Raw genomic sequence first — 24,206 nt, forward strand, 5'->3', positions numbered from 1 at the left:
AAAAGGGCAGCCTCGCGGCTGCCCTTTTCTGTTCTGTGGAGAGCCGGCCAGCGGCCGGCACTACCCTCGCTGCTTGAGGAGCCGGCCAGCGGCCGGCACTACTACCGCTGCATCGCGCGGCGGCTCGTCCTCAGCCTTCGGCCAGCATCTTCTGCAGGACTTCGCGCGCCGGGCCGGCCAGCTTCTCGTTGTCGAGCGCGAAGCGGATGGTGGCTTCGACCAGACCCAGATGGGTACCGCAGTCGAAACGACGTCCTTCGAAGCGGAATGCGTCCACGCGTTCGCTCTTGAGCAGCTCGGCGATCGCATCGGTCAGCTGGATCTCACCGCCTGCACCGGTCCCGGTCGCTTCGAGCAGTTCGAAGATCTTCGGGCTCAGCACGTAGCGGCCAACCACGGCCAGATCGCTCGGGGCGTCTTCCGGCTTGGGCTTCTCGACGATGGCACTGATCTTGCCCTGGCGGCCGTCGAAAGCCTCGGTGGCCACGATGCCGTAGCTGCCGGTCTTGTCGTGCGGCACATCTTCGACCGCGATGATGCTGGCGCCGGTGGCTTCGTTGGCGTCGGCCATCTGCTTCAAGGCACCGTTGCCACGGTTCCAGATCAGATCGTCCGGCAGCAGCACGGCGAACGGCTCGTCACCGACAATGGCTTTGGCGCACAGCACCGCATGGCCCAGGCCCAGTGCTTCGGCCTGCGTCACGAACACCGCACGAACGCCATTGGGCAGGACGTGGCGAACCAGTTCAAGCTGTTCCGTCTTGCCTGCGCGCTCAAGCTTCTGCTCCAGCTCGTAGGCCTTGTCGAAGTAATCGGCAACGGCATGCTTGTAGCGGTTGGTGATGAAGATCAGGGTGTCGCAGCCCGCTTCGATCGCCTCATCCACCGCGTACTGGATCAGCGGCCGATCAATGATCGGCAGCATTTCCTTCGGAACGGTCTTGGTGGCCGGAAGGAATCGCGTTCCCAACCCTGCGACAGGAAATACCGCCTTGCGAATACGCTTGCTCATCAGAACCTGTTGGCCTCACGCGCCGGAAAGGCGAGAACCTTAGCAGAGCTGACGTGATCGTCCTGTTGCAGCGGAGAGAACTCCGGCATCGTCGAGAACAGGATGCTGTTGATCGCATCGGTGTCGTAGGTGGCGATCGCTTCGCGCAGTTTCGGCACGTTGGCCAGCACCTGCTCGCGGGCGAAGGTACGCACGCCGGCTTCCAGAATCTTGGGATGCGCGGTCGGGCGATAGTCCTCGTCCGAATAGAACAGCGTCTCGTGCAGCTTCTCGCCCGGGCGCAGGCCCGTATAGACGATCGCGATGTCCTTGTACGGCTGCTTGCCAGCCAGGCGGATCATCTGCTCGGCCAGCACGCGGATCGGCACCGGCTCGCCCATGTCCAGCGTATAGATCGCACCGTGCGACGCCGAGGCGGCCGCCTGCAGGATCAACTGGCAGGCCTCGGGGATCGTCATGAAGTAACGGGTCACTTCGGGGTCGGTCACGGTGACCGGGCCGCCCTTGAGGATCTGTTCGCGGAACACCGGCACCACGCTGCCAGCCGAGGCCAGGACGTTGCCGAAGCGCACGGTCACGAAACGGGTGTGGCTGGTCTTCTGGTCCAGGCTCTGGCAGATCATTTCCGCGTAGCGCTTGCTGGCGCCCAGCGCATTGACCGGATCGACCGCCTTGTCGGTGGAGATGAAGACGAAGTGCTCGATCTTCGCCTCGACACAGGCGCGGGCGACGGTCTCGGTGGAGAGGATGTTGTTGCGCACCGCTTCGCGCAGCTGACGCTCCAGCACCGGCACCTGCTTGTAGGCGGCGGCATGGAAGACCGAGTCCACGCGCGACAGCGACAGCGCATGACGGATCACCGCGGGGTCGCCGCAGTCGCCGAGCACGGCTTCCACTTCCAGGTCCGGGAAGCTGCGCTGCAGCTCGGCCTCGATGGTCAGCAGCAGCAGTTCGCTCATTTCGACCAGCACGATGCGCCCTGCCCCATGACGAGCACACTGGCGGCACAGTTCCGAACCGATCGAACCGCCGGCGCCAGTGACGAGCACGGTACGCCCGCCCAGCCAACCGCGGATCAGCGCCCAGTCCGGCAGGATCGGCTTGCGACCGAGCAGATCTTCGATCGCCACCTCTTTGAGCTCGCCCGGGAGCGAATGGCCGAGCAGGATGTCGTTGAGCTTGGGCACCATGCGGAACGGAACGCCGGTGCTTTCGCAGATGGCCACCACCCGCTGCATGCCGACGGCATCCAGCGATGGGATGGCAATCACCAGAAGTTTGGCGGCGGTCTCACGGACCACGGCGGGCGCATCCTCCAGCGTGCCGAGAATCGGCAGCCCCTGCAGCTTGGCGCCCTGCAGGTGCGGGGCGTCGTCAAGCAGGCCCACCGGCTCGAAATCACCGGAACGGCGCAGATCGCGGACCAGGGCCTCGGCCGCCTGGCCGGCACCGAGGATCAGCACGCGGCGGGCGGTGACGTCCGATTGCAGTGCCTGGTAGTCCTTCCACGCGCGGTACAGCAGGCGCGGCGCGCCCAGCAGCGCCGACAGCGCGAACGGGTAGATGACCAGCACCGACATCGGCACGCCGTCGAAGCGCTTGTACGCCAAGGCCACCACGATGGCGAGCAGGCCGATGAAGCTGGCTTTGAAGATATTGAGCAGATCGGCGACGCTGGCAAAGCGCCAGAGGCCGCGATACAGGCCCACCCGCCAGAACACCACGGCCTGGATGACCAGGACCAGCGAGGTATCGATGTTCCAGAGCGGCAACGCCGGCGCATCGGCCAGCATTGAGTAACGTCCAGCGTGCAGCAGCTGCCAGCACGCCCAGACCATGAACAGGTCATGGGCGACGATGGCCGCTCGCGGCATCAAGCCGGTGATTCGGTCCTGCCAAGGCGTCATAAACAGCATAATCCTTCTAGTTGCGCATTCCCTTGCGCAGGAGCAGCCACAGGCCGGACGCGAAGATCAACCACGCGACGGCTACGGCAGCCTCCCACCTCGGCTGCAAATTCGTACATGCATTAAACACTGTTGCACTGAATATTCCAAAAACAAGATACACCCCGGTGACGAAAGTGTGGCTTGCGCCACTCTTCACCGCGCGCTGATAGAGATGCTGTGTGTGGGGTTCCATCCAGCGCTGTCCGGACAGGATGCGCGAAAGCAATGTGAAGCCCGCGTCCACAAGAAACGCTGAAATAGGCACCAGCAGCAGCAGCCAGTGGATATCGGTGCGCACGCTGACCAGGCTCACCAGGGCCGCGATGGCATAGCCCAGCGCCCCGCTCCCCACGTCACCCATGAAGATGCGTGCCCGCGGGTAGTTGAACGGCAGGAAGCCCAGACAGGCCAGCCCGAGCACCACGCCGGCCAGCCCATAGGGCGGCGGCAGCACCATGGCGAACGCAATGCCGGCCAGGATCGCCTGGGTGGTGGCAATCCCGTTGATCCCATCCATGAAGTTCCAGATGTTGATCAACGAGGTCGCGAACAGCAGTGCCAGCAGCGCCTGCCAGGCGTTGCCCGTGGCATGCCAGACCAAGCCCGCCAGCAACGCGGATGCCACGACATGGACCAGCAGACGGCGAACCGCTGGCAGCGGCCGATGGTCGTCCCACCAACCGATGCCCGCAACCAGCACCAGCCCCAGCGCGAACACCGCCAGGGTGATCCCCGCCTTGGGCCAGATGACCGCGGCCACCACGCACGCCAGCAGCAAGGTCAGCACGATCGCGACGCCGCCGCCGCGCGGCGTCGCCACCCCGTGGCTGCGGCGCTCGCCGGGCTCATCCAGCAGATTGCGGCGCAGCGCATAGGCGCGTGCAGCCCAGGTGAGGCCTGCCGATACCGCCAGCACCGCCAGCAGCCCCGCCATCCAGGCGACCATCATGGCTCAGAGCACCGCGTAGTTGAGCAGCGGCTTGACGGTGCCCCATTCCTTGCAGCTCGGGCACTGCCAGTGGTGCGTGCGCGCGCCGAAGCCACAGCGGGTGCAGCGGTAAGCCGGGTTGCGGACCAGCAACTGGTCGGTGATGTGCTTGAGGTCGTGCAGGGTCGCGGTGGAATCCGCGCCTTCGGCCAGGGTCAGGTCGATCAGGGCCGATTCGCCACGCACCGACGGGCGGTCCTTGAGCTGACGGCCGAGATAAGCGCGTGCCGGGGCGACGCCCTCCTGCTCTTCCATCAACTGGGTCAAGGCCAGCACCGGGGCGATGCCGCGATAGTGCTCGGTCATCTCCGACAGGAACGCACGCGCGCCACCGAGATCACCAACCTTACGGTAGTTCTGCATCAGCGACTGCAGCACTTCCGGCAGATACTCCGGATCGTTGCGGGCGGCACGCTCGAAGGCACGCACGGCCGCTTCGGCATTGCCGGCGTCGTTCTCCAGGCGCCCCTCGATGATGCCGGCACGCACCGACATCGCATCAGCCTGGTAGGCACGCGCGATCGCGGCGCGCGCTTCGTCGATCTTGCCGGCACCGCGGTAACGCTCGGCCAGCTCGCACTCGAACTGCCCGATCAGCTTGCCCATCGGCTCGCCGGTGACTTCTTCGAAGCGGCTGGCGTTGTCGATCGCCTTTTCCCAATCGCGCTCGGCCTGGTAGATGCCGATCAGGTGCTTGAGCGCCTGCGGGGCGCGCTGATCGATCTGCGCCAACTCGGTGAACACGGTTTCGGCGCGATCGAGCAGGCCGGACTTCATGTAGTCCTCGCCCAGCGCCAGCAGTGCCTGGACGCGCTGCTGATCGGTGAGATCGGCGCGGTTGACCAGGCCTTGGTGCAGGCGGATCGCGCGATCGACCTCACCGCGGCGGCGGAACAGGTGGCCCAGCGCGACCTGGGTCTCGAAGGTTTCCTTGTCCAGCTCGGCGATGTGCAGGAACAGCTCGATCGCCTTGTCCGGCTGCTCATTGAGCAGATAGTTCAGGCCACGGAAATACGTGCTGGACAGATGACTGACCTGGTTGTCGCCATGGCGTTGACCGCCGCGGCGCCCGATCACCCAACCGGACAGCGCGGCCAGGGGCAGGCACAGGAAGAACCAGAACCACTCGGAGACAAATTCCATCGGCGCTCAGCGTCCGTCGAATGTAGAAGAAGAAGGGGGTGCCACGACCACGGCAGGCGCGGCTTTCTGCGCGCGGCGCAGTTTGGCGTACAGCGGGATCACCATGCTGGCAAGCACGAGGCCGCCGCCGATGATTGCACCGGACAACAAGGCGATGATGATCGCCACGCCGGTGGTGGAATTGATCTGGGTGAAGCCCAGGCTGATGATGATCGGCTGCGAGTTGAGGGCGCCGATGATCAGACCCACGACCAGAACCGCCAGCAGGATCAGCAGACGTACGATGTTCATGCAGCAGCTCCAGTTCCGTAGGGCTCAAGAGTAGCGGACTAACACTCCGCTCCACCAGCCGACTCCATGGAAATCACGCATCCGCCCCTTGGCGGATGGACACTCAGGCAGGATCGCCTTCCAGCGGCACCACGGCGCTGACGCGCTCACGCAGTTCCTTGCCCGGCTTGAAATGCGGGACATGCTTGCCCGGCAATGCGACCGATTCCCCGGTCTTGGGATTGCGCCCCAGCCGTGCAGGCCGGTAGTGCAACGAAAAACTGCCGAACCCGCGGATCTCGATGCGATCCCCGCCGGCCAGCGCCCCACCCATCATTTCCAGCAACGACTTCACGGCCAGATCGACATCGTCCGACTTCAAATGCGCCTGTCGGCGCGCCAGGATTTCGATCAGCTCGGATTTGGTCATTACGGGCTCTTGGGGAGGAACTCAGACCCTGAAACGGCCCGGACTGATGTCCGGGCCGCCCAGGAAACTACGACAGCGACAGACCGATTACTCGGACTTGTTGCCGTTCAGCTGTGCACGCAGCAGCGCGCCCAGCTGGGTGGTGCCGCTCGAAGCCGAAGAGGACTGGTATTCCTCCAGCACTTCGCGCATTTCCGCGTCGTCCTTGGCCTTGATCGACAGCTGCAGGGTACGACCCTTGCGATCCATGCCCACGAACTTGGCTTCAACCTTGTCGCCGACCTTCAGGAACTGGGTCGCGTCGTCCACGCGCTCGTTCGCAACGTCGCGAGCGGCCACGTAGCCTTCGATGCCGTCAGCCAGTTCGATGGTAGCGCCCTTGGCGTCCACTTCCTTGACCACGCCTTCGACCTTGGAACCCTTCGGGTTGGCAGCCATGTACTGACCGAACGGATCCTGCTCCAGCTGCTTGACGCCCAGGCTGATGCGCTCGCGCTCCGGATCGACGGCCAGGACCACTGCGTCCAGGTTGTCGCCCTTCTTGTAGTTGCGGACCACGTCTTCGCCGGTGGTGTTCCAGCTGATGTCGGACAGGTGCACCAGGCCATCGATACCGCCGTCCAGGCCGATGAAGATGCCGAAGTCGGTGATCGACTTGATCTGGCCCGACACCTTGTCGCCCTTCTTGTGGATGGCAGCGAAGGTTTCCCACGGATTGGCGGCAACCTGCTTCATGCCCAGCGAGATGCGGCGACGCTCCTCGTCGACGTCCAGGACCATGACTTCAACTTCGTCACCGACCTGCACAACCTTGGACGGGTTGACGTTCTTGTTGGTCCAATCCATTTCGGACACGTGCACCAGACCTTCGACGCCCGGCTCGATCTCGACGAATGCGCCGTAATCGGTGACGTTGGAGACCTTGCCGAAGACGCGGCTGTTGGCCGGGTAACGACGGGCGATGTTGTCCCACGGATCCTCGCCCAGCTGCTTCAGACCCAGCGAAACGCGGTTGCGCTCGCGGTCGAACTTCAGCACGCGCACGTCCAGCTCGTCGCCGACGTTCACGACTTCGGACGGATGGCGCACGCGCTTCCAGGCCATGTCGGTGATGTGCAGCAGGCCGTCGATACCGCCCAGGTCCACGAATGCGCCGTAATCGGTCAGGTTCTTGACGACACCCTTCAGGATCGCGCCTTCCTGCAGCTTGTCCATCAGCTGCTCGCGCTCTTCCGAATGCTCGCTTTCGACGACTGCACGACGGGACACAACGACGTTGTTACGCTTGCGGTCCAGCTTGATGAGCTTGAATTCCAGCTCCTTGCCTTCCAGGTAGGCCGGGTCGCGCACGGGGCGCACATCCACCAGCGAACCGGGCAGGAACGCGCGGACATCCTTGATGTCCACGGTGAAACCACCCTTGACCTTGCCGCTGATGCGGCCGGTGATGGTTTCGTTCTTTTCCAACGCTTCTTCCAGCTCGTCCCACACCATCGCGCGCTTGGCTTTCTCACGCGACAGAACGGTTTCACCGAAGCCGTTCTCGATGGAATCGAGGGCAACCTTGACGACGTCGCCTTCAGCGACATCGATCTCGCCAGCGTCGTTACGGAACTGTTCGATCGGCACGATGCCTTCGGACTTCAGGCCGGCGTTGATCACCACGACATCGCCGCGGACTTCAACAACGACACCGCTGACGATCGAGCCCGGCTTCAGCTTGGCCAGATTGGCCTGACTGGCTTCGAACAGCTCTGCAAATGATTCGGTCATTAGATTTACTCTGTTGGACACATGGGCATTGGCCCCCGAAGGGAACCGCTTACTGCCCGCCTGTTGGTCGACCCCGGAAACGCAGGTCGTGTGTTAAGTAGGAAAACCGCCACGCATCATTGCGGGACGGAGCTTTTGTTGCCTTGCGATAGTGCGACACCGTCGATGGATTGACGGCCTCCTTTACAACGGATCAGGCACCCGAAACCGGAAGCAGATCCAATACCTTGGCAACGACAGCGTCGATGCCAATACCACTGGTGTCGATGACGACGGCATCGTCTGCCGGCTTCAGGGGCGCCACTGTGCGCTGTGCATCACGGGCGTCGCGGGCCATGATCTCGCGCAGGAGGTCGTCAAAGTTAACCGAAACACCCTTGTCTTTCAACTGCTTATGCCGCCGCTCGGCCCGTTCCTCGGCGCTGGCGGTCAAAAACACCTTGAATGGGGCGTCCGGGAAGATGACCGTGCCCATGTCCCGTCCGTCGGCGACCAGGCCCGGCTCCATCCTGAATGCGCGTTGGCGCTCTTTCAGCGCCGCCCGGACCTCCGGGATGGCCGCAATGGCCGAGGCCAGCGCCCCGGTGGTCTCCAGGCGCAGCTCGTCGGTGGCATCGGTCTCGTTGACCAGCACCCGCAGCCCGCCATCGGCCGATTCCACGAAGCGCACGTGGGTGTCGAAGGTGCAGCGCACCAGCGCCGAGGCGTCGGACGTATCGATATCAGCCCAGCTGGCGGCCACGCCCACCGCCCGGTACAGGGCGCCCGAATCCAGGTAATGCCAGCCCAGGCGGCGTGCGACAATGCGGCTGACAGTGCCTTTGCCGGCCCCGGAAGGACCGTCGATGGTGAGCACGGATGGAAGCTGATTCATGGGTTTCCCGGTAGATGTGACCGCCCATTCTAGCCCCTGCCCGGGGCGGCTTGAGACTTTTTTGGCCCAACCACTTGAAAGGATGGGAAAAAGCCCGGTAGAATGGCGGGCTTGAACGGGCGTCACCTGCCGATTGTCATCTGCATATCGCGGCCGCGCTCCAACCGAATCCAACGTTTACGCCGAGGTATGCAATGAAAGTCCTGTCTTCCCTGAAGTCGGCCAAGACCCGTCACCGCGACTGCAAGGTCGTCCGTCGCCGCGGCAAGATCTTCGTGATCTGCAAGTCGAACCCGCGCTTCAAGGCTCGCCAGCGCTGAGCCGGCTGGCCTCACGGCCGCCACCGGTCCCTCAGCGGACCGGGTGATGAACAAAAAGCCGCCTCCGGGCGGCTTTTTGCTGCCATTTTTGGTGTAATCGCCGGGTAGCTCACGACCGTCGGTCGTGGGACCTTCCACATTCTTGACCACTGGGGAGTAGATCGAGATGAAGCATTACCTGACCACCTTGCCGTTGCTGGCCGTGCTGGCCGTTTCCAATGCCCACGCCGACACGCTGCTGATCGACCGCAGCCGTGAAAAGCCCGCCGTCGCCCTGCCCGTCCGCGGCCAGAGCATGCAGCAGGTCCAGGCCCAGTTCGGCGACCCGGGCGAGCGCCTGGATCCGCGCGGCGGGCAGAAGCGCCAGTGGCCCACGATCAACCGCTGGGTCTACCCGCAGTTCACCGTCTACTTCGAAAAGCAGAAGGTGATCGACGTGGTGGCCAACCGCGCCGACGCCAACGAGATCGGGCCGAAACCGCCGATCCGCTGACCCCTTTCCCTTTGCCCGCCAGCCGGCGGGCCATCGCACTGAGATCATGAACGACACGCTCCGCTTTCCGGCCGAATGGGAATCCCAGTCCGCCATCCTGATCGCCTGGCCCCACGCCGACACCGACTGGGCCGACCGCCTGGGTGACGTCGAGGACACCTACATCGCGCTCGTCGCGGCCATCACCCGCTTCCAGCCGGTGGTGATCATCGTCGCCGACGACGACCTGGAGGCGTACGCCGATGCGCGCCTGCGTTCGAACCGGATCGACACGGACCGCGTGCGGTTCGTGACCGCCCAGTACGACGACACCTGGCTGCGCGACTCCGGCCCGATCACGCTCAAGCGTGCCGAGGGTGGCTTCCGCCTGCTGGACTTCCGCTTCACCGGCTGGGGCGGCAAGTTCGACGCCAGCCTGGATGATCAGCTGGTCGGTGTGCTGCACGCTGCAGGCCTGTTCAACAACGCGGAGCTGCAGAGCATTCCATTCGCGCTGGAGGGCGGCGGCGTCGAGACCGACGGCGCCGGCACCCTGCTGACCACCTGGCAGTGCCTGCACGAGCGCCATCCGGACCGCAGCCGCGAATCGCTCAGCACGGACCTGGCCACCTGGCTGGCGCAGGACCGTGTGCTGTGGCTGGATCATGGCTATCTGGAAGGCGACGATACCGACGCCCACATCGATACCCTGGCCCGCTTCGCCTCGACCGACAGCATCGTCTACCAGGCCTGCGACGACGCGGGCGATTCGCACTACGCCGAACTGCAGGCGATGGGTGCGGAGCTGGCGGCGCTGCGCACCACGGACGGCCAGCCGTACCGCCTGTTCCCGCTGCCGTGGGCGCAGCCGGTGATCGACGAAGGCCGCCGCCTGGCTGCTTCGTATGCGAACTACCTGATCCTCAACGGCGCGGTGCTGATGCCGGCCTACGGCGATGCGGCGGACGAGGCTGCGCGTGCGGTGTTGGCCCAGGCCTATCCGGACCGCGAGATCGTGCCGGTGCCGTGCCGTTCGCTGATCTGGCAGAACGGCAGCCTGCACTGCATCACGATGCAGCTGCCGGCGGGGTTGCTGGCCTGACAGCAAAGCACGCGGCCTGAAGGCTGCGGAGGCTGGGCTGGCAGGGGCGGAGGTGCGGGACGCGCCGTAAACCCATCCCTGGGGGCTCGTGGGCGCCATCCATGGCGCCCTGACGGTCCCGCACCTCCGCCCCCGCCATCCCTTCGACAGTGCACTGGCGGCCAACGGAAGAGCGACAGGCCACGCCGATGCGCCTGGCCAGTGAACTGTTGCCCGGAGCATTCTGCGGAGCCGGCCAGCGGCCGGCACTATCGGCGCGCGGGTGTTGCCCATTTAGCAGCCAGCACGCTGCGTGCACCCATCCGCGATAAACTGCGTTTTTCCCCTTGCAGGACCGTCTCCGGATGAGCTCACGCCACACCCTTTCCGTCGCCCTGATCCAGGAGCGCAACCACGGCGATGCCGAGGCCAATCTGGCCGTCATCGAAGCGCGCGTGGCTGAAGCGGCCGCGCAGGGTGCCAAGCTGATCCTGCTGCAGGAGCTGCACAACGGGGCGTATTTCTGCCAGCACGAGTCGGTCGATGAGTTCGATCTGGCCGAACCGATCCCGGGCCCGAGCACCGAGCGGCTGGGGGCGTTGGCCAAGAAGCACAGTGTGGTGCTCGTCGGCTCGCTGTTCGAGCGTCGCGCGGCCGGGCTGTACCACAACACCGCGGTGGTCTTCGAGAAAGACGGCACCCTGCTCGGCAAGTACCGCAAGATGCACATTCCGGACGATCCGGGCTTCTACGAGAAGTTCTACTTCACCCCGGGCGATCTGGGTTTCACCCCGATTGACACCTCGGTGGGTCGCCTTGGCGTGCTCGTGTGCTGGGACCAGTGGTATCCGGAAGCGGCGCGCCTGATGGCGCTGGCCGGTGCCGAGCTGCTGCTCTACCCCACCGCGATCGGCTGGGACCCGGATGACCAGCGCGACGAACAGGGCCGCCAGCGCGATGCGTGGGTGCTGAGTCACCGCGGCCATGCGGTGGCCAACGGCGTGCCGGTGTTGAGCTGCAACCGCGTCGGCCATGAAGCCTCGCCGATGGGCGCCTCGGGCATCCAGTTCTGGGGCAACAGCCACGTGCTGGGCCCGCAGGGCGAGTTCATCGCCGAAGCCGGTGGCGAGCCGACCGTGCTGGTCTGCGATGTGGACCTGCAGCGCAGCGAACACGTCCGCCGCATCTGGCCGTTCCTGCGTGATCGCCGCATCGATGCATACGGCGATCTGCTCAAGCGCTACATCGACTGACCGACCAGGACACCCCACCGTGACCGTGCACCTGCGCGATGCCACCGATGCCGATATCGCGGCCATCACCGCGATCTATGCGGTGGAAGTGACCGATTTCGTCAACACCTACGAGTACGAGATTCCGGAGGCGGCGGAAATGCGCCGCCGCATGCAGGACATCGTCGGCCGCGGCTTTCCGTACATCGTGGCCGAGGTCGATGGCCAGGTGGCCGGCTATGCCTACGCCAATACCTACCGCGGCCGGATCGCCTACCAGTGGACCGTGGAGAATTCGGTCTATGTGGATGCGGCGTTCCAGGGCCGCGGTGTCGGCACGGCGCTGATGCAGGGCCTGATCGATGCCTGCGTCGCGCGCGGTTACCGGCAGATGGTGGCCGTCATCGGGGAGCCCACCAACGCCGCCTCCATCAAACTGCACGAGCGTTTCGGTTTCCATACCGTCGGCGTTTTCCGCGGCCTCGGCCGCAAGCATGGCCGCTGGCTGGATACCGTCCAGATGCAGCGCGCGCTCGGCGATGGTGCCGACAGCGCCCCTTCGAATGAATGATGCAATGACCGATACCCTGATTGACGCCGGCGACACGTTGTTCGCCGGCCAGCCCGTCCGCATCGTCGAACGCGATGGCGTGCGCTACACCCTGCTGGGCACCGCGCACGTCTCGCAGGCCAGCGTGGAAGCGGTGGAACGTGCGATCGAAAGTGGCCGCTTCGATGCGGTTGCGGTCGAGCTGGACGCGCAGCGCCTGCAGGCACTGACCGATCCGGATGCGCTGGCCAAGCTGGACCTGGTCGAGGTGATCCGCAAGGGCCGCGTCGCCCTGTTCGCCGCCAACCTGGCCTTGGCCGCCTACCAGCGCCGCCTGGCCGAACAGCTCGAGATCGAGCCGGGTGCCGAGCTCAAGCGCGCAGTGACCCTGGCCAACGAACGCAACCTGCCCGTGCATCTGATCGACCGCGAGGTCGGGCTGACCTTCCGACGTGCCTCGCAGCGCCTGGGTTTCTTCGGCAAGATCAAGCTGGTGATGGGCCTGGGCGCTGGCCTGTTCGCGTCCGAGGAAGTGGGCGAAGACGAGATCGAGAAGCTCAAGCAGGGCGACATGCTCGAAGCCAGCTTCGGCGAGTTCGCCAGCGAGAGCCCTGCCCTGTACGAAACCATCATCGGCGAGCGCGACCGCTACATGGCTACGCGCCTGCGTGAAGTGCACGACCCGGCCCAGCGCGAAGTGCTCGCGGTGGTCGGTGCCGGTCATCTGGCCGGTCTGGCGAAGTACCTGGAAACCGACACCGACGCGCCGGGCCCGCTGCGCGAGTCGCTGGAAGACGTGCCGAAGAAGCGCAACATTCCCTGGATTACGCTGGCGATCCTCGCCATCGTGCTGACCGGTATCGGTGTGGGCTTCTATCGCGGTGGCCTGGGTGTCGGCAGTGAGCTGCTGGCGGTCTGGGCGATGTACACCGGCGGTCTGGCCGGCCTGGGCTGCCTGTTGGCCGGCAGCCACCCGCTCAGCATCCTGACCGCGATCGTGGTCGCGCCGTTCAAGCCGTTCCGGCTGAGCATTCCGACCGGTGCGTTCTCCGCCCTGGTGGAAGCGCGCCTGCGCAAGCCGGCCTACGAAGACTTCCTGAAACTGCGCGACGATGCGCAGAGCGTGAAGGGCTGGTACCGCAACCGCGTGACCCGCGTGGTGCTGACCTTCATGCTGACCAACCTGGGCAGCATGCTCGGGTTGTGGCTGACCGGGTTCCAGGTGTGGGGCAAGGTCGCGGGGTGATTCCCGCGCCGGCTGTGAATCGAAAGGCCACGCAATGCGTGGCCTTTTTTGTGCACGAATGTGGGAGCCGCGGGTAGTGCATGCGTGGATGCGGTTCGCCAAAAAAGGGAGGCCCGCCCAACGGGCCTCCCCGCACCCTCAAACCGATTCCGCCCCCGGCTCGACCACCGGAGCATCCACGCCGCGGCCACGCGCGCGCTGGATGATCCGCGACACCGCCGTGCTCATGTCATCGAGCATGGCGTAGATCGTCGGCAGGAACAGCAGGCTGACCACCGTGGAGAACGCCAGGCCGCCGGCGATGGCGCGGGCCATCGGGTAGTACGGCGGACCATTGCCGAGCAGCTGGGTGTCGGTCAGGGAGATCGGGATCATCGCCAGGATCGCGGTGCCCATCGTCATCATGATCGGGCGCAGGCGCTCGCGTGAGCCCTCCACCAGGGCCTGGGTCCTGCCCATGCCACGGCGGCGCAGGTTGTTGATGTGCTCGATCATCACGATGCCGTTGTTCACCACCACGCCCATCAACACCAGGATGCCGATGAAGGACATGATTCCGAACGAGGTGCCGGTGATCCAGAACAGCCAGAACACGCCGAAGATCGAGAACAGCACGCCGCTCATGATCGCCGCCGGGAACAGCAGCGATTCGAACACGGCCGCCATCACGACGTAGATCATCACCAGCGCGATCACCAGATTGAACATCATCTGCGACATCGCCTGGTCGTCGTCGCCGTAGTCGCCACCGTCGAAGCTGAAGGTATAGCCGGCCGGGAAACTCATCGGCTTGAGCATCTCCTCCATGGCCTTGCGCCCCTCCGGCACGGTCACCTTCTCGGCCAGGTTGGCCTTGATGGTCAGCGTCGTCTGGCGGTTGGTGCGACCGATCTGCGTAGCCGAGGGCTTGATCGCCACATCCACCAGGCTCAGCAGCGGCACCGAACGACCGTCACCGGTGCGCACGGTGTAGCTGGCCAGGTCCTCCGGGCTGCTCTGCTCGGCACCGGCGAAACGTACCCATACCGGTACTTCGCTGTCACCGCGGCGGAACTCGCGCAGCGGCGCGCCACGCAGGGCCAGGCCGACGAAGCTGGCGACCTGCTCGGCATTGAAGCCGAAGGCGGCCGCGCGCTCGCGGTCCACATGGATGGACAGCTCGCTGCCCTTCTCGCCGTTGTCGATGCGCACATCGCGCAGTTCCTTGCGCTGGGCCAGCAACGGCACGACTTCCTCGCCGATCTCCTGCAGCATCTTGGTCGAGTCGCCGACCAACTGCACCTGCACCTGGTTGTTGCCGCCGCCGCTGCCGCCGCCGTCGCCCGAGTTGCCGACCACGTAATCGGCACGCGCCGAGCGAGGCAGCCCCTTGCGCAGTGCTTCCTGCACGGCCGGCATGTTCTTGGCGTGCGCGGTATCGAAGGTCACGATCGTGCTGCTGCCTTCCTGCTCGCTGTACCAGGAATACACCTGGGTGATGTGCAGGGCCTGGCGGTTGTCGTCCAGGTAGCGTTCGACGCGCGCCACTTCCTCGGACATCTGGCCGAAGGTGTAAGCCCCCTTCCAGTTGTAGCCGATGAACACCTCGTGGCCGCCCTCGCCACCGAACATGTCGATCTTGGTCAGCTTCATGGGCACCAGGCTGATCAGCACCACCATCACGATGCCGAACACGCTCCAGCCACGGTGCTCCAGCGTCCACTGCAGGACCTTGGCATAGCGGCGCTGCAGGCGGGCGATCACGCCCGTCTCCGAATGCACCAGCTTGGGCGTCTGCATGCGCGCCGACAGCATCGGGATCAGGCTCACCGCGACCAGCCAGGAGGCCAGCAGCGAGACCGAGATCGTGATGGCGATCTGCGCCATGAAGATGCTGATGTTGTTGGTCTCACCGAACAGGTTCGGCACGAACACGATGCAGTGGCACAGGGTGCCGGCGCTCAGCGCGATGGCCACGTTGCGGGTGCCGATGATCGAGGCCAGCCGCGGCTGGTCGGGCATGCGCTCGCGTTCCTGGTAGATGCTTTCCACCACCACCACGGCATTGTCCACCAGCATGCCGACCGCCAGCAGCAGGCCCATCATGGTCAGGATGTTGAGGGTGACACCGGCGAAGTACATGAAGCCCAGCGTGATCACGAAACAGATCGGGATCGCCAGAGTCACCATCAGCGTGGACGGCCAGTGGCGCAGGAAGAAGAACAGCACCGTGACCGACAACAGCAGGCCCACCGCACCGGCCTCGGCCAGCTCCAGCAGCGAGGACGTGACCATCTTGCCCTGGTTGTCGATCACTTTGATCTGCACATCACGCATCGAAGGCTGCTTGCGGATCGCCTCCACCTCAGCCAGCGCGGCACGCGAGACTTCCACCAGGTTGGCGCTGCGCTCCTTGAAGATATCCAAGCCCACGGCCGGGTTGCCGTCCAGGCGGCGGCCGTAGTTCATGCGGGTGGGCTTGAGCCGGATCTCGGCGATGTCACCCAGCCGCAGGCCCTTCGTGTCGATCACCAGATCGCGCAGTTCCTGCAGGTCGGTGATCTCGCCCACCGGCTGGATCCGCACGCGTTGGCCGTTGTCGTCGATCTGCCCGGCCGAGATCGAGAAGTTCAGCGTGCGCAGGCGGTCGCTGAGCTCGTTGATGCTCAGGTTGTGCGCGGTCAACCGGTCCGGGCTGATCGCGATCTCGACCTCGTTCGGTGGCGCGCCGGAGATGTTGACCCGCGCCACGCCCGGGATGCGCTCGATGCGCCGCTTGAACTCGCGGTCGAGCATGTCGTACGCGCCGGTCAGGTCGGTGGCACTGGCCAGGCGCACCTTCAGCACCGGGTCGTCGCTGCTGGACCACTTGAACACGTTGTAACGCTGCAGGTCGTCAGGCAGGTCGCTGCGGATCGCATCGATGCGCTCGCGGGCATCCGACGCCGCGATGGCGATGTCGCGATCCCAGTCGGTGAACTCGATGAAGATGCTGGCGCCTTCGGAGGTGGCCGAGGAGCGCATGCGCTTGATCCCGGTCATTGTCGCCAGCGCTTCTTCGGTCGGCCGGATGATGTTGCGCTCGACCTCCTCCGGGGTGGACCCGGTATACGGCACCTGCACGAACAGGAACGGCGCGGAGATGTCCGGCAACGCCTCCAACGGCAGCCGGAACGAGGCGATCAGGCCCACCACCGCCAACGATACAAAACACATGATCGTGGTGATGGGCCGGCGGATGGAGAACTCGGCAATGCTCATGCCGGCTCCTGTGCAGCGTCAGGGTCCGTCCCGGACACGCGCGTCTTGAGGTGGCGCCCGCGCTCGCGGTAGTAGGCATCGCCACGACGATCCAACAGGTCGTACACCACCGGGATCACCACCAGCGTCAGCAGCGTGGAGACCAGCAGGCCGCCGATCACGGTGATCGCCATCGGCGCGCGCACTTCGGCGCCCTCGCCCATGGCCACCGCCAGCGGCAGGAAGCCGAACAGCGTGCACAGCGTGGTCATGATGATCGGGCGCAGGCGGGAACGCGCGCCTTCCACCAGTGCCTCGCGCTTGGGCACACCGGCCTCGCGCAGCTGGTTGACCTTGTCGATCAGGATGATCGCGTTCTTGGTCACCAACCCCACCAGCAGGATCAACCCGATGAACACCACCACCGAAATCGGCTTGCCGGTCAGCATCAGCGCCAGGATCGCGCCGACCAGGGCCAGCGGGATGGTGAACAGGATGACGAACGGGTGCAGCAGCGATTCGAACTGCGAGGCCATCACCAGGTAGACCAGGAAGATCGCCAGGCCGAAGGCAAAGATCAGCGAGCGCGCCGAGTCGGCCAGCTCCTCACCCTGCCCACCAATGTGCATGCCCACACCCGCACCCAGCGGCTGCTTGGCGACCATGTCCTGCACTTCACGCACGGCACCGCCCAGGTCGATGTCGCGCAGGTTGGCCGAGACCACCGCCACGCGGGTCTGGTCGGCGCGATGGATCTCGCTCGGGCCGTTGGTGGCCACCACCTCGGCCACCGAATCCAGCGTCACCGGCCGGTTGCTGCCCGGATTGACGATCAGGCGGCGGATGCTGTCCACGCTGGCCCGGTCACCTTCCTGGGCCCGCACCAGCACGTCGATCTTGCGGTCGCGGAAGCTGTAGCGCGTGGCCACGTCACCGCGCACCTTCTTGACCACCACATCGGCGATCTGGCGCGTGGTCAGGCCCAAGGCACCGGCGCGCTCCTGGTCGAAGCGGATCTGGATCTCCGGGAAGCCCTCTTCCACCGTGGATTTGACGTCGGCGTAGTGCGGGTTGTTGCGCAGCATCGCGGCCAGCGCCTTGCCGGCCGTTTCCAGCGTCGCCATGTCCTGGCCGCGCAGTTCCACTTCCAGCGGGGTGGAGAAGCTGAAGAGCGCCGGACGGGCGAAATCGACCTGCACGCCAGGGTGCTGCTGCATCGATTCACGCAGACGCTCGGTGATCGCCGCTTCGGTGCGCGCGTTGCCGCCACCGGCCATCACCACGGTCAGCTTGCCGATGTTCTCGCCACTCTCGGTCGGGCTGGCATCCAGCCGGGTGCCGCTGCCACTGACCCCATACAGCGAGGCGATGCTGTCGTCCTTGGCATGGGCCAGCTGCATCTCGCGGACCAGCGCATCGGTCTGCTTCAGCGGCGTGCCGGCCGGCAGCTTGGCGGTCATTTCGAAGCGGTCCTGCGCCAGCTGCGGGATCAGATCCGCACCCAGCATCGGCACCAGCGCCATCGTCCCGACGAACGCCAGCGCGGCCAGACCCAGCACTTTGCCCGGGTGATGCAGCGCGCCCGGCAGCAGCTTCAGGTAACCGCGCTCGGCACCGGCGTAGGGCTTCATCGCCACATCGCTGGCTTTGCGCATCACTGGGCCGACCACGGCCACCAGACCGCGCCAGACGCGGATCACCGACCAGGCCATCCCGAAGCAGATCCAGCGCACCAGCGTGCCCACGCCGCGACGGCTGCCGGCGACCGGCTTCAGCCAGCGGCTGTCCGGCTGCCACGGCTGATGCGCGGGTTCTTCCGGGAAGGCCAGCGGCGGGCGGCCCTTGAGCGAGCTCAGCATCGGAATCAGGGTCATCGAGACCAGCAGCGAGATGGCGATCGCGATCGCCACGGTCAGCGCCTGGTCGCGGAACAGCTGGCCGGCGATGCCGTCCACGAACACCAGCGGCAGGAACACCGCGATGGTGGTCAGGGTCGAGGCGACCACGGCCATGCTCACTTCACGGGTGCCTTCAATCGCGGCCTGCAGAATGCTCAGGCCACGCTCGCGCGCCTTGGCGATGCTCTCCAGCACCACGATCGAGTCATCCACCACCAGGCCGGTAGCCAGCGCCAGACCGCCGAGCGACATCACGTTCAAGCTCAGGCCGAGTTGGCCCATGAAGAAGAACGTGGTGATGATCGAGACCGGCAGCGACAGGCTGATCACGAACGTGCTCCAGCCGTCGCGCAGGAACAGGAAGATGATCAGGATGGCGAGGATGCCGCCGATCACCGCGTCTTTCTTGACGTCGCTGATGGCATGTTCGATGAAGCGCGACTGGTCTTCGATCGTGGTCAGTTCGGCATCGGCGGGCACCTGGCCCTTGATCTGCTCCAGACGCGCACGCAGCGCCTCGGCCGTCGAGACCGTGTTGGCATCGCCCTCCTTGTAGATCGCCAGCTCGACCGCTTCCTTGCCGCCCAGACGGATGATCGCTTCGCGTTCCTTGTACCCCTGGCGCACGGTGGCGACATCTTTCAGCCGCACCGGCACACCATTGGCGATGTTGGTGGAGCTGCTGCTGGACGCGCTCTGTGCCGCCGAGGCGGCCGCGATGGCGGCATCCGAGCCGGTCGACGCTGCGATGGCGAACATCTGCTGCATCGCTGCATCGGCGGCACTGCCGTTGCTGCTCTGCGTGGTCACCAGCAGGTTGCGGATGTCCTCCAGATCGGCGAACTGGTTGACGGTGCGCACCAGGTAGCGCTGCGAGCCCTCCTCCAGGCGACCGCCGGAGATGTTGATGTTCTCTTCCTTGAGCCGCTTGATGACGTTGTCGATCGGCAGGTTGAGCTGGGCCAGCTTCTGCTGGTCGATGTCGACCTGGATTTCATCCTCCAGACCGCCGCCCACCTTGACCGCCGCCACGCCGGTAACCGGCTCCAGCTTCTTCTTCAGATCTTCATCGGCGTAGCGGCGCAGCTCGGTGAGCTGGCGCACGGCCTCGGCATCGCTGGATGGATCGGTTTTGGCCGAGATCACCAGGCGCATGATCGGCTCGGTGGACGGATTGAAGCGCAGCAGCACGGGCGATTTCGCCTCCAGCGGCAGGTTCAGCGCTTCCATCTTGTCGCGCACCTCCAGGCTGGCCTGGTCCATGTTGGTGCCCCAGGCGAACTCGAGCACCACATCGCTCTGCCCGGTACGCGAAATGGATTTGAGCTTGCGCAGGTTCTTGACCACGCCGACGGCTTCCTCGACCGGCTCGGTGATCAGCGTTTCGATTTCCGCCGGGGCCGCACCGGTGTATTCGGTGCGCACGGTCAGGGTCGGGTAGCTCAGGTCGGGCAGCAGGTTGACCTTGAGGTTGCCCAGCGCGATGAACCCGAACAGCGTCAGCGTGACGGTGAACATCGCGATGGTGACGCGCCGGCGGGTGGCGAATTCCACCAGGCCGCCGCCTTGGGTACCCGGGCGATCGCCCTGGTGCGGATCATTGCCGTGGTCATTGCCGGCCGCTGTCATTGATGGCTCTCCGCCTTGGCCGGTGCCGGCTTGGCGACGGCAGTGGCGGCCGGCTTGGCACCGATCACCTGCACCGCGGTGCCGTCACGCAGCGCCACCTTGCCGGCGGTCACCACCTGGTCACCGGCGGCCAGACCCTCGCGGATTTCCACCCACGGGCCTTCGGCATAGCCGAGCTTGACCGGCACGCGCGCGGCCTTGCCCTCGCGCACGCGGAACACCGCCGGCTCGCCATCGTCGAGCAATGCGATGCGCGGCACGACCAGGGCATCGGCGCGTTGGTCGTAGTCGATCCGGATGCGGCCGAACATGCCCGGCTGCAGGCCTTCAGCATCTTCGCCGAACCCGCTGACCACGCGGAACGTGCCGCTGCCGGCATCGACCACCGGCGAGATGCGATCCACCGTGCCCGGGAAGGTCTTGCCCGGCAGCGCATCGGCGATCAGCGTGACCGGCTGGCCGGGACGCAACGTGGCCAGCTCGCGCTCGGGGACATTGAGCGTGGCTTCCAGGCGTGAGTTGTCGACGATGCGGAAGATCGGTGTGTTGATCTGCACGAAGTTGCCGGTCTTGATCGAACGCGAGGCGATCACCCCCGAGATCGGTGCGATCACCGTGGTGTAGGAGAGCTCCAGCGTGGCCAGCCGGTACTGCGCGCGGGCGTTCTCCAGGTCGTACTTGATCTGGTCGACGTCCGAGGCACTGACCATCTGCTGGCCGATCAATTTCTGGGCGCGCTGGTAGTTGTTCTCCAGCTTGCGCATCTGCGCCTCGCTCTGGGCCACGGCCAGGCGCGCACGGTCCGGATCCAGCCGCACCAGCGGCTGCCCCGCACGTACCTGCTGGCCCTCTTCGACCAGCACCGCCAGCGCGACGCCGGAGGTCTTGGCGACCACCTGCGACTCACCCCTGGGCTCCAGTGCGGCCGTGCCGGTGTAGCTGGCGGCGACGGCGCGATGGCTGGCGGCAACGGCTTCGATCGGTACCGCATCGACCTTCTTCTCGGCCTTGCCGTCCTTTTCAGCGGCGTTGGCTTCGGCGGGACCGGCGCCACCGCAGCCGCTCAGCAGCAGGGTGGAGGTGATCAGCAATGCAGCGGCACAGCGTCCGGTGCGGCCGAGCAGGAAAGAATGTCGCGACATCGTCGTGTCCCTAAGGATGCGTGGGCAGGTGTGGTAGCAAAGTAATGCACCACGTCACGACTACACCATATCCCAAAGGTCATGGTGACCTGCGGCGATGGCTTCCCGGGCCCGGTTTCAGCTAGATGAAATGGCAGGCTATACTCGGCCCAGTTCCGTACCCCACGCCGGAACGACCAGACCCGTTTATCGGAAAAGGACATCATGCGCCCGCAGCCGCTCGCCGCTTGTCTCGTTCTGGCCGTCCTCCTGCCCCTCGGGGCCGCCGCACAGGCCGCAACACCTGCTCCAGCAGTGCCCGTCCCCACCGCTCCGGCCGCCGCCGTCACCGGCCGGTTCGACAATGGCCGGGTCCTGGCCTACACGTGCCAGGGGTGCCACGGCATCACCGGGTACAAGAACGCCTACCCCAGCTACAAAGTGCCCAAAATCGGCGGGCAGACCCGTGAGTACCTCAGCCAGGCGCTGACCGAGTACCGCCACGGCAAGCGCAAGCATCCGACGATGCAGGCGCAGTCGATGAGTTTCAGCGAACAGGAGATCGCCGATCTCGCTGTTTACCTGTCCACCGTCAAATAAGCGCGCTCATGTCGAAAGCCACGCCACTCCAGCGTTACGCCATCGCCCTGTCCGTTGCCCTGCTGATGACTGCGTGTTCGCAGTCACAGGTGGAGAACAGCGCAGATTCCGCCGCCGATCCGGGCCACGCCAGTGGTGAACACGGGTCCGGCTCCTCCGCCGGCCTGCCGGCCGGCCGCATCGCCGCCGGTGAGGCGCGTGCCCAGGTCAAGGGCAAAGCCACCGGCCAGAGCTGCATCGACTGCCACGGGGCGGACGGCAACAAGCCGATCGACCCGACCTATCCGAAACTGGGTGGGCAGTACGGGGATTACCTGGCGCACAGCCTGCAGGCTTACCGCGCGGGGGATCGCCAGCACGCGCTGATGACCCCGCAGGCGACCGACCTGAGTGATCAGGACATCGCCGATCTGGCGGCGTATTTCGGCTCACGGCCGACCCAGCTGCGGGATCTGCACGGCTTGAAGTGACGACGGTGGAGCCGACCAACGGTCGGCTCTACATCGATCGCCGGATCAGGCGTCCAGCTCTTCCCAGCGCGCGTACGCGGCATCCAGCTCGGCCTGCACCTTGGCGAGCTTCGCATTGTGCGCGGCCATGTCGGGCGCGCTGCGCTGATAGAACGCCGGGTCGTTCATCGCGGCGGTGAGGCCTTCGACGTCCTTCTCCAGCGTTTCGATCTTCAGCGGCAGCTGTTCCAGCTCGCGCGCGTCCTTGTAGCTCAGCTTGCGCTTGGGCTCGGCCGGCGCGGCAGCGGCCGCAGCAACCGGCTTGGCCGCCACCACGGGCGCGGACGCAGCCGCGGCGGCCACGCGTGCAGCGTGGCGCTGCCAATCGGTATAGCCGCCCACGTACTCGCCTACCACGCCATCGCCTTCCATCACCATCGTGGAGGTCACCACGTTGTCCAGGAAGTCACGGTCATGGCTGACCAGCAGCAACGTGCCGGTGTAATCGCTCAGCAGCTCTTCGAGCAGCTCGAGGGTTTCCACATCCAGATCGTTGGTCGGTTCATCCATCACCAGCAGGTTGGACGGCTGCGCGAACAGCTTGGCCAGCAGCAGGCGGTTGCGCTCACCACCGGACAACCGGGTGATCGGCGCGCGGGCGCGCTCGGGCGAGAACAGGAAGTCCTGCAGGTAGGCATGCACGTGCTTGCGCTTGCCGTTGAACTCGATGAAATCACGGCCCTCGGCCACGTTCTCGATCGCGGTCCAGTCTTCGCGCAGCACCGCACGGTACTGGTCGAAGTAGGCGATCTGCAGGTTGGTACCGGCACGCACTTCGCCGCTCTGCGGCTGCAGGTCGCCCAGCAGCAGCTTGAGCAGCGTGGTCTTGCCGCTGCCGTTCGGCCCGATCAGGCCGATGCGGTCGCCACGCAGGATGACGGTGCTGAAGTCCTTGACCATCACGCGCTCGCCGAAGGCGAACGAGATGTCCTTGACGTCGATCACCTTCTTGCCGGAGTTCTCCGCCTGCGCGGCTTCCATGCGCACGTTGCCGCCGAGTTCGCGGCGCTGCGAGCGATCGTTGCGCATGGCCTTGAGGCGGCGCACACGGCCTTCGTCGCGGGTGCGGCGGGCCTTGATGCCTTGGCGGATCCAGATTTCTTCCTGCGCGAGCAGTTTGTCGAAGCGCGCGTTTTCCTGCGCCTGTGCGTTCATGCGCTCTTCGCGGCGGCGTTCGTAGTTGGCCCAGTCGCCCGGCCAGCTGGTGACTTGGCCGCGGTCGATCTCGACGATGCGGGTAGCCAGTGCACGCAGGAAGCGACGGTCATGGGTGACGAACACCACGCTGCCGTTCCAGTTCTTGAGGAACATTTCGAGCCAGTCGATGGCTTCGATGTCCAGGTGGTTGGTCGGTTCGTCGAGCAGCAGCAGATCCGGCGAGGACACCAGCGCGCGGCCCAGCAGCACGCGGCGCTTCATGCCGCCGGACAGGCGCGCGAATTCGGCATCGCCGTCCAGGTCCAGCTTGGTCAGGGTCTCGCTGACGCGCTGATCCAGGCCCCAGCCGTTGGCGGCATCGATCTTGGCCTGCACGGCCGAGAGCGCATCGCCGTCGAAATCGTCGGCCATGCTCAGGTGGTGGAACTCGGCCAGCCACTGGCCCAGTTCGCCCAGGCCATCGGCGACCACGTCGAACACGCTGCCGGCGGCACCGTGCGGCACCTCCTGTTCCAGGCGGGTGATGCGCACCCCCTGCTGCACGCGGACTTCGCCATCATCGGGCTTGTGATCGCCGGACAGCAGTTTGAGCAGGGTCGATTTGCCGGCGCCGTTGCGCCCGATCAGGGCGATACGCTCGCCCGGCTCGATCGACAGTTCGGCTTTTTCCAGCAACAGGGGGCCGCCGACGCTGAAGTCGACGTTTTGCAGAGTAATCAGAGGCATCCGACC

20 protein-coding genes are annotated in these 24,206 nt (G+C 65.5%); 8 read left to right on the forward strand and 12 right to left on the reverse strand.

The genetic code is table 11. The features are described from left to right. Positions 1 to 130: 130 nt before the first annotated feature. The 8 genes from galU to cmk all read right to left on the reverse strand — a co-directional run bounded on the left by galU (position 131) and on the right by cmk (position 8,439). Positions 131 to 1,012: a UTP--glucose-1-phosphate uridylyltransferase GalU gene (gene galU / locus ABE463_RS04815; protein WP_346467423.1), complete on the reverse strand. Its 882-nt coding sequence runs from the start codon at positions 1,010 to 1,012 to the stop codon at positions 131 to 133. Beyond that, positions 1,012 to 2,919, reverse strand: coding sequence for a nucleoside-diphosphate sugar epimerase/dehydratase (locus ABE463_RS04820; RefSeq protein ID WP_346467424.1), 1,908 nt, complete (start codon positions 2,917 to 2,919; stop codon positions 1,012 to 1,014). The genes galU and ABE463_RS04820 overlap by 1 nt, the downstream gene beginning before the upstream one ends. Positions 2,920 to 2,935: 16 nt before the next feature. After that, positions 2,936 to 3,910, reverse strand: a complete 975-nt coding sequence (locus tag ABE463_RS04825) for a glycosyltransferase family 4 protein (protein WP_346467425.1) — start codon at positions 3,908 to 3,910, stop codon at positions 2,936 to 2,938. Positions 3,911 to 3,913: 3 nt separating this feature from the next. Then, a complete protein-coding gene (gene lapB / locus ABE463_RS04830) occupies positions 3,914 to 5,092 on the reverse strand; it encodes a lipopolysaccharide assembly protein LapB (protein ID WP_346467426.1) in 1,179 nt (392 codons plus the stop codon). Positions 5,093 to 5,098: 6 nt separating this feature from the next. Beyond that, positions 5,099 to 5,383 (reverse strand): LapA family protein, encoded by a 285-nt coding sequence (locus ABE463_RS04835; RefSeq protein ID WP_346467427.1) that lies wholly within the window; start codon positions 5,381 to 5,383, stop codon positions 5,099 to 5,101. Positions 5,384 to 5,486: 103 nt separating this feature from the next. Further along, positions 5,487 to 5,792, reverse strand: coding sequence for an integration host factor subunit beta (locus ABE463_RS04840; protein WP_346467428.1), 306 nt, complete (start codon positions 5,790 to 5,792; stop codon positions 5,487 to 5,489). Positions 5,793 to 5,879: 87 nt separating this feature from the next. Continuing rightward, the gene (rpsA, locus tag ABE463_RS04845) at positions 5,880 to 7,565 is read right to left on the reverse strand and encodes a 30S ribosomal protein S1 (protein WP_121042136.1); all 1,686 of its coding nucleotides are present in this window, start codon (positions 7,563 to 7,565) and stop codon (positions 5,880 to 5,882) included. A gap of 193 nt (positions 7,566 to 7,758) precedes the next feature. Further along, entirely contained in the window at positions 7,759 to 8,439 is a 681-nt protein-coding gene (cmk, locus tag ABE463_RS04850) for a (d)CMP kinase (protein ID WP_046273768.1), read from the reverse strand. 194 nt (positions 8,440 to 8,633) lie between these two features. Between cmk and ykgO the strand changes: the two genes are divergently transcribed. From ykgO to ABE463_RS04880, 6 genes are all read left to right on the forward strand, one after another. Continuing rightward, on the forward strand, positions 8,634 to 8,759 hold the full coding sequence (gene ykgO, locus ABE463_RS04855; RefSeq protein WP_057628212.1) for a type B 50S ribosomal protein L36: 126 nt from the start codon (positions 8,634 to 8,636) through the stop codon (positions 8,757 to 8,759). A gap of 166 nt (positions 8,760 to 8,925) precedes the next feature. After that, positions 8,926 to 9,252, forward strand: a complete 327-nt coding sequence (locus ABE463_RS04860; RefSeq protein ID WP_346467429.1) for a hypothetical protein — start codon at positions 8,926 to 8,928, stop codon at positions 9,250 to 9,252. Between the two features lie 46 nt (positions 9,253 to 9,298). Then, the gene (locus tag ABE463_RS04865) at positions 9,299 to 10,333 is read left to right on the forward strand and encodes an agmatine deiminase family protein (protein WP_346467430.1); all 1,035 of its coding nucleotides are present in this window, start codon (positions 9,299 to 9,301) and stop codon (positions 10,331 to 10,333) included. Positions 10,334 to 10,677: 344 nt separating this feature from the next. After that, positions 10,678 to 11,565 carry a carbon-nitrogen hydrolase gene (locus tag ABE463_RS04870; protein ID WP_259261085.1) on the forward strand — a complete coding sequence of 296 codons (888 nt, stop codon included), beginning with the start codon at positions 10,678 to 10,680 and terminating at the stop codon, positions 11,563 to 11,565. Between the two features lie 19 nt (positions 11,566 to 11,584). Next, entirely contained in the window at positions 11,585 to 12,115 is a 531-nt protein-coding gene (locus ABE463_RS04875) for an N-acetyltransferase family protein (protein ID WP_346467431.1), read from the forward strand. A gap of 4 nt (positions 12,116 to 12,119) precedes the next feature. Beyond that, entirely contained in the window at positions 12,120 to 13,340 is a 1,221-nt protein-coding gene (locus ABE463_RS04880; protein WP_121042125.1) for a TraB/GumN family protein, read from the forward strand. 138 nt (positions 13,341 to 13,478) lie between these two features. Here the strand turns inward: ABE463_RS04880 and ABE463_RS04885 are convergent, their stop codons facing one another. The 3 genes from ABE463_RS04885 to ABE463_RS04895 are packed head-to-tail and all read right to left on the reverse strand — an operon-like array spanning position 13,479 to position 21,228. Beyond that, positions 13,479 to 16,580 carry an efflux RND transporter permease subunit gene (locus ABE463_RS04885; protein ID WP_259260424.1) on the reverse strand — a complete coding sequence of 1,034 codons (3,102 nt, stop codon included), beginning with the start codon at positions 16,578 to 16,580 and terminating at the stop codon, positions 13,479 to 13,481. Further along, on the reverse strand, positions 16,577 to 20,086 hold the full coding sequence (locus ABE463_RS04890) for an efflux RND transporter permease subunit (RefSeq protein WP_346467432.1): 3,510 nt from the start codon (positions 20,084 to 20,086) through the stop codon (positions 16,577 to 16,579). The genes ABE463_RS04885 and ABE463_RS04890 overlap by 4 nt, the downstream gene beginning before the upstream one ends. Further along, entirely contained in the window at positions 20,083 to 21,228 is a 1,146-nt protein-coding gene (locus ABE463_RS04895; RefSeq protein WP_346467433.1) for an efflux RND transporter periplasmic adaptor subunit, read from the reverse strand. The genes ABE463_RS04890 and ABE463_RS04895 overlap by 4 nt, the downstream gene beginning before the upstream one ends. Before the next feature lie 204 nt (positions 21,229 to 21,432). Between ABE463_RS04895 and ABE463_RS04900 the strand changes: the two genes are divergently transcribed. Beyond that, the gene (locus ABE463_RS04900; RefSeq protein ID WP_346467434.1) at positions 21,433 to 21,807 is read left to right on the forward strand and encodes a c-type cytochrome; all 375 of its coding nucleotides are present in this window, start codon (positions 21,433 to 21,435) and stop codon (positions 21,805 to 21,807) included. A gap of 8 nt (positions 21,808 to 21,815) precedes the next feature. Continuing rightward, a complete protein-coding gene (locus ABE463_RS04905) occupies positions 21,816 to 22,277 on the forward strand; it encodes a cytochrome c (protein ID WP_019183110.1) in 462 nt (153 codons plus the stop codon). A gap of 45 nt (positions 22,278 to 22,322) precedes the next feature. On the opposite strand, the gene ABE463_RS04910 is transcribed toward ABE463_RS04905, so the two are convergent. Further along, a complete protein-coding gene (locus ABE463_RS04910) occupies positions 22,323 to 24,200 on the reverse strand; it encodes an ATP-binding cassette domain-containing protein (protein ID WP_346467435.1) in 1,878 nt (625 codons plus the stop codon). Between the last annotated feature and the right edge of the window lie 6 nt (positions 24,201 to 24,206).

It is taken from the genome of Stenotrophomonas sp. TWI819 (assembly GCF_039673075.1).
GTDB lineage: Bacteria > Pseudomonadota > Gammaproteobacteria > Xanthomonadales > Xanthomonadaceae > Stenotrophomonas > Stenotrophomonas rhizophila_B.

Excerpts from the sequence above, each read along its gene's own strand:
- galU (WP_346467423.1), bottom strand. The coding sequence starts at position 1,012 with ATGAGCAAGCGTATTCGCAAGGCGGTATTTCCTGTCGCAGGGTTGGGA.
- ABE463_RS04820 (WP_346467424.1), bottom strand. The coding sequence starts at position 2,919 with ATGACGCCTTGGCAGGACCGAATCACCGGCTTGATGCCGCGAGCGGCC.
- ABE463_RS04825 (WP_346467425.1), bottom strand. The coding sequence starts at position 3,910 with ATGATGGTCGCCTGGATGGCGGGGCTGCTGGCGGTGCTGGCGGTATCG.
- lapB (WP_346467426.1), bottom strand. The coding sequence starts at position 5,092 with ATGGAATTTGTCTCCGAGTGGTTCTGGTTCTTCCTGTGCCTGCCCCTG.
- ABE463_RS04835 (WP_346467427.1), bottom strand. The coding sequence starts at position 5,383 with ATGAACATCGTACGTCTGCTGATCCTGCTGGCGGTTCTGGTCGTGGGT.
- ABE463_RS04840 (WP_346467428.1), bottom strand. The coding sequence starts at position 5,792 with ATGACCAAATCCGAGCTGATCGAAATCCTGGCGCGCCGACAGGCGCAT.
- rpsA (WP_121042136.1), bottom strand. The coding sequence starts at position 7,565 with ATGACCGAATCATTTGCAGAGCTGTTCGAAGCCAGTCAGGCCAATCTG.
- cmk (WP_046273768.1), bottom strand. The coding sequence starts at position 8,439 with ATGAATCAGCTTCCATCCGTGCTCACCATCGACGGTCCTTCCGGGGCC.
- ykgO (WP_057628212.1), top strand. The coding sequence starts at position 8,634 with ATGAAAGTCCTGTCTTCCCTGAAGTCGGCCAAGACCCGTCACCGCGAC.
- ABE463_RS04860 (WP_346467429.1), top strand. The coding sequence starts at position 8,926 with ATGAAGCATTACCTGACCACCTTGCCGTTGCTGGCCGTGCTGGCCGTT.
- ABE463_RS04865 (WP_346467430.1), top strand. The coding sequence starts at position 9,299 with ATGAACGACACGCTCCGCTTTCCGGCCGAATGGGAATCCCAGTCCGCC.
- ABE463_RS04870 (WP_259261085.1), top strand. The coding sequence starts at position 10,678 with ATGAGCTCACGCCACACCCTTTCCGTCGCCCTGATCCAGGAGCGCAAC.
- ABE463_RS04880 (WP_121042125.1), top strand. The coding sequence starts at position 12,120 with ATGACCGATACCCTGATTGACGCCGGCGACACGTTGTTCGCCGGCCAG.
- ABE463_RS04885 (WP_259260424.1), bottom strand. The coding sequence starts at position 16,580 with ATGAGCATTGCCGAGTTCTCCATCCGCCGGCCCATCACCACGATCATG.
- ABE463_RS04890 (WP_346467432.1), bottom strand. The coding sequence starts at position 20,086 with ATGACAGCGGCCGGCAATGACCACGGCAATGATCCGCACCAGGGCGAT.
- ABE463_RS04895 (WP_346467433.1), bottom strand. The coding sequence starts at position 21,228 with ATGTCGCGACATTCTTTCCTGCTCGGCCGCACCGGACGCTGTGCCGCT.
- ABE463_RS04900 (WP_346467434.1), top strand. The coding sequence starts at position 21,433 with ATGCGCCCGCAGCCGCTCGCCGCTTGTCTCGTTCTGGCCGTCCTCCTG.
- ABE463_RS04905 (WP_019183110.1), top strand. The coding sequence starts at position 21,816 with ATGTCGAAAGCCACGCCACTCCAGCGTTACGCCATCGCCCTGTCCGTT.
- ABE463_RS04910 (WP_346467435.1), bottom strand. The coding sequence starts at position 24,200 with ATGCCTCTGATTACTCTGCAAAACGTCGACTTCAGCGTCGGCGGCCCC.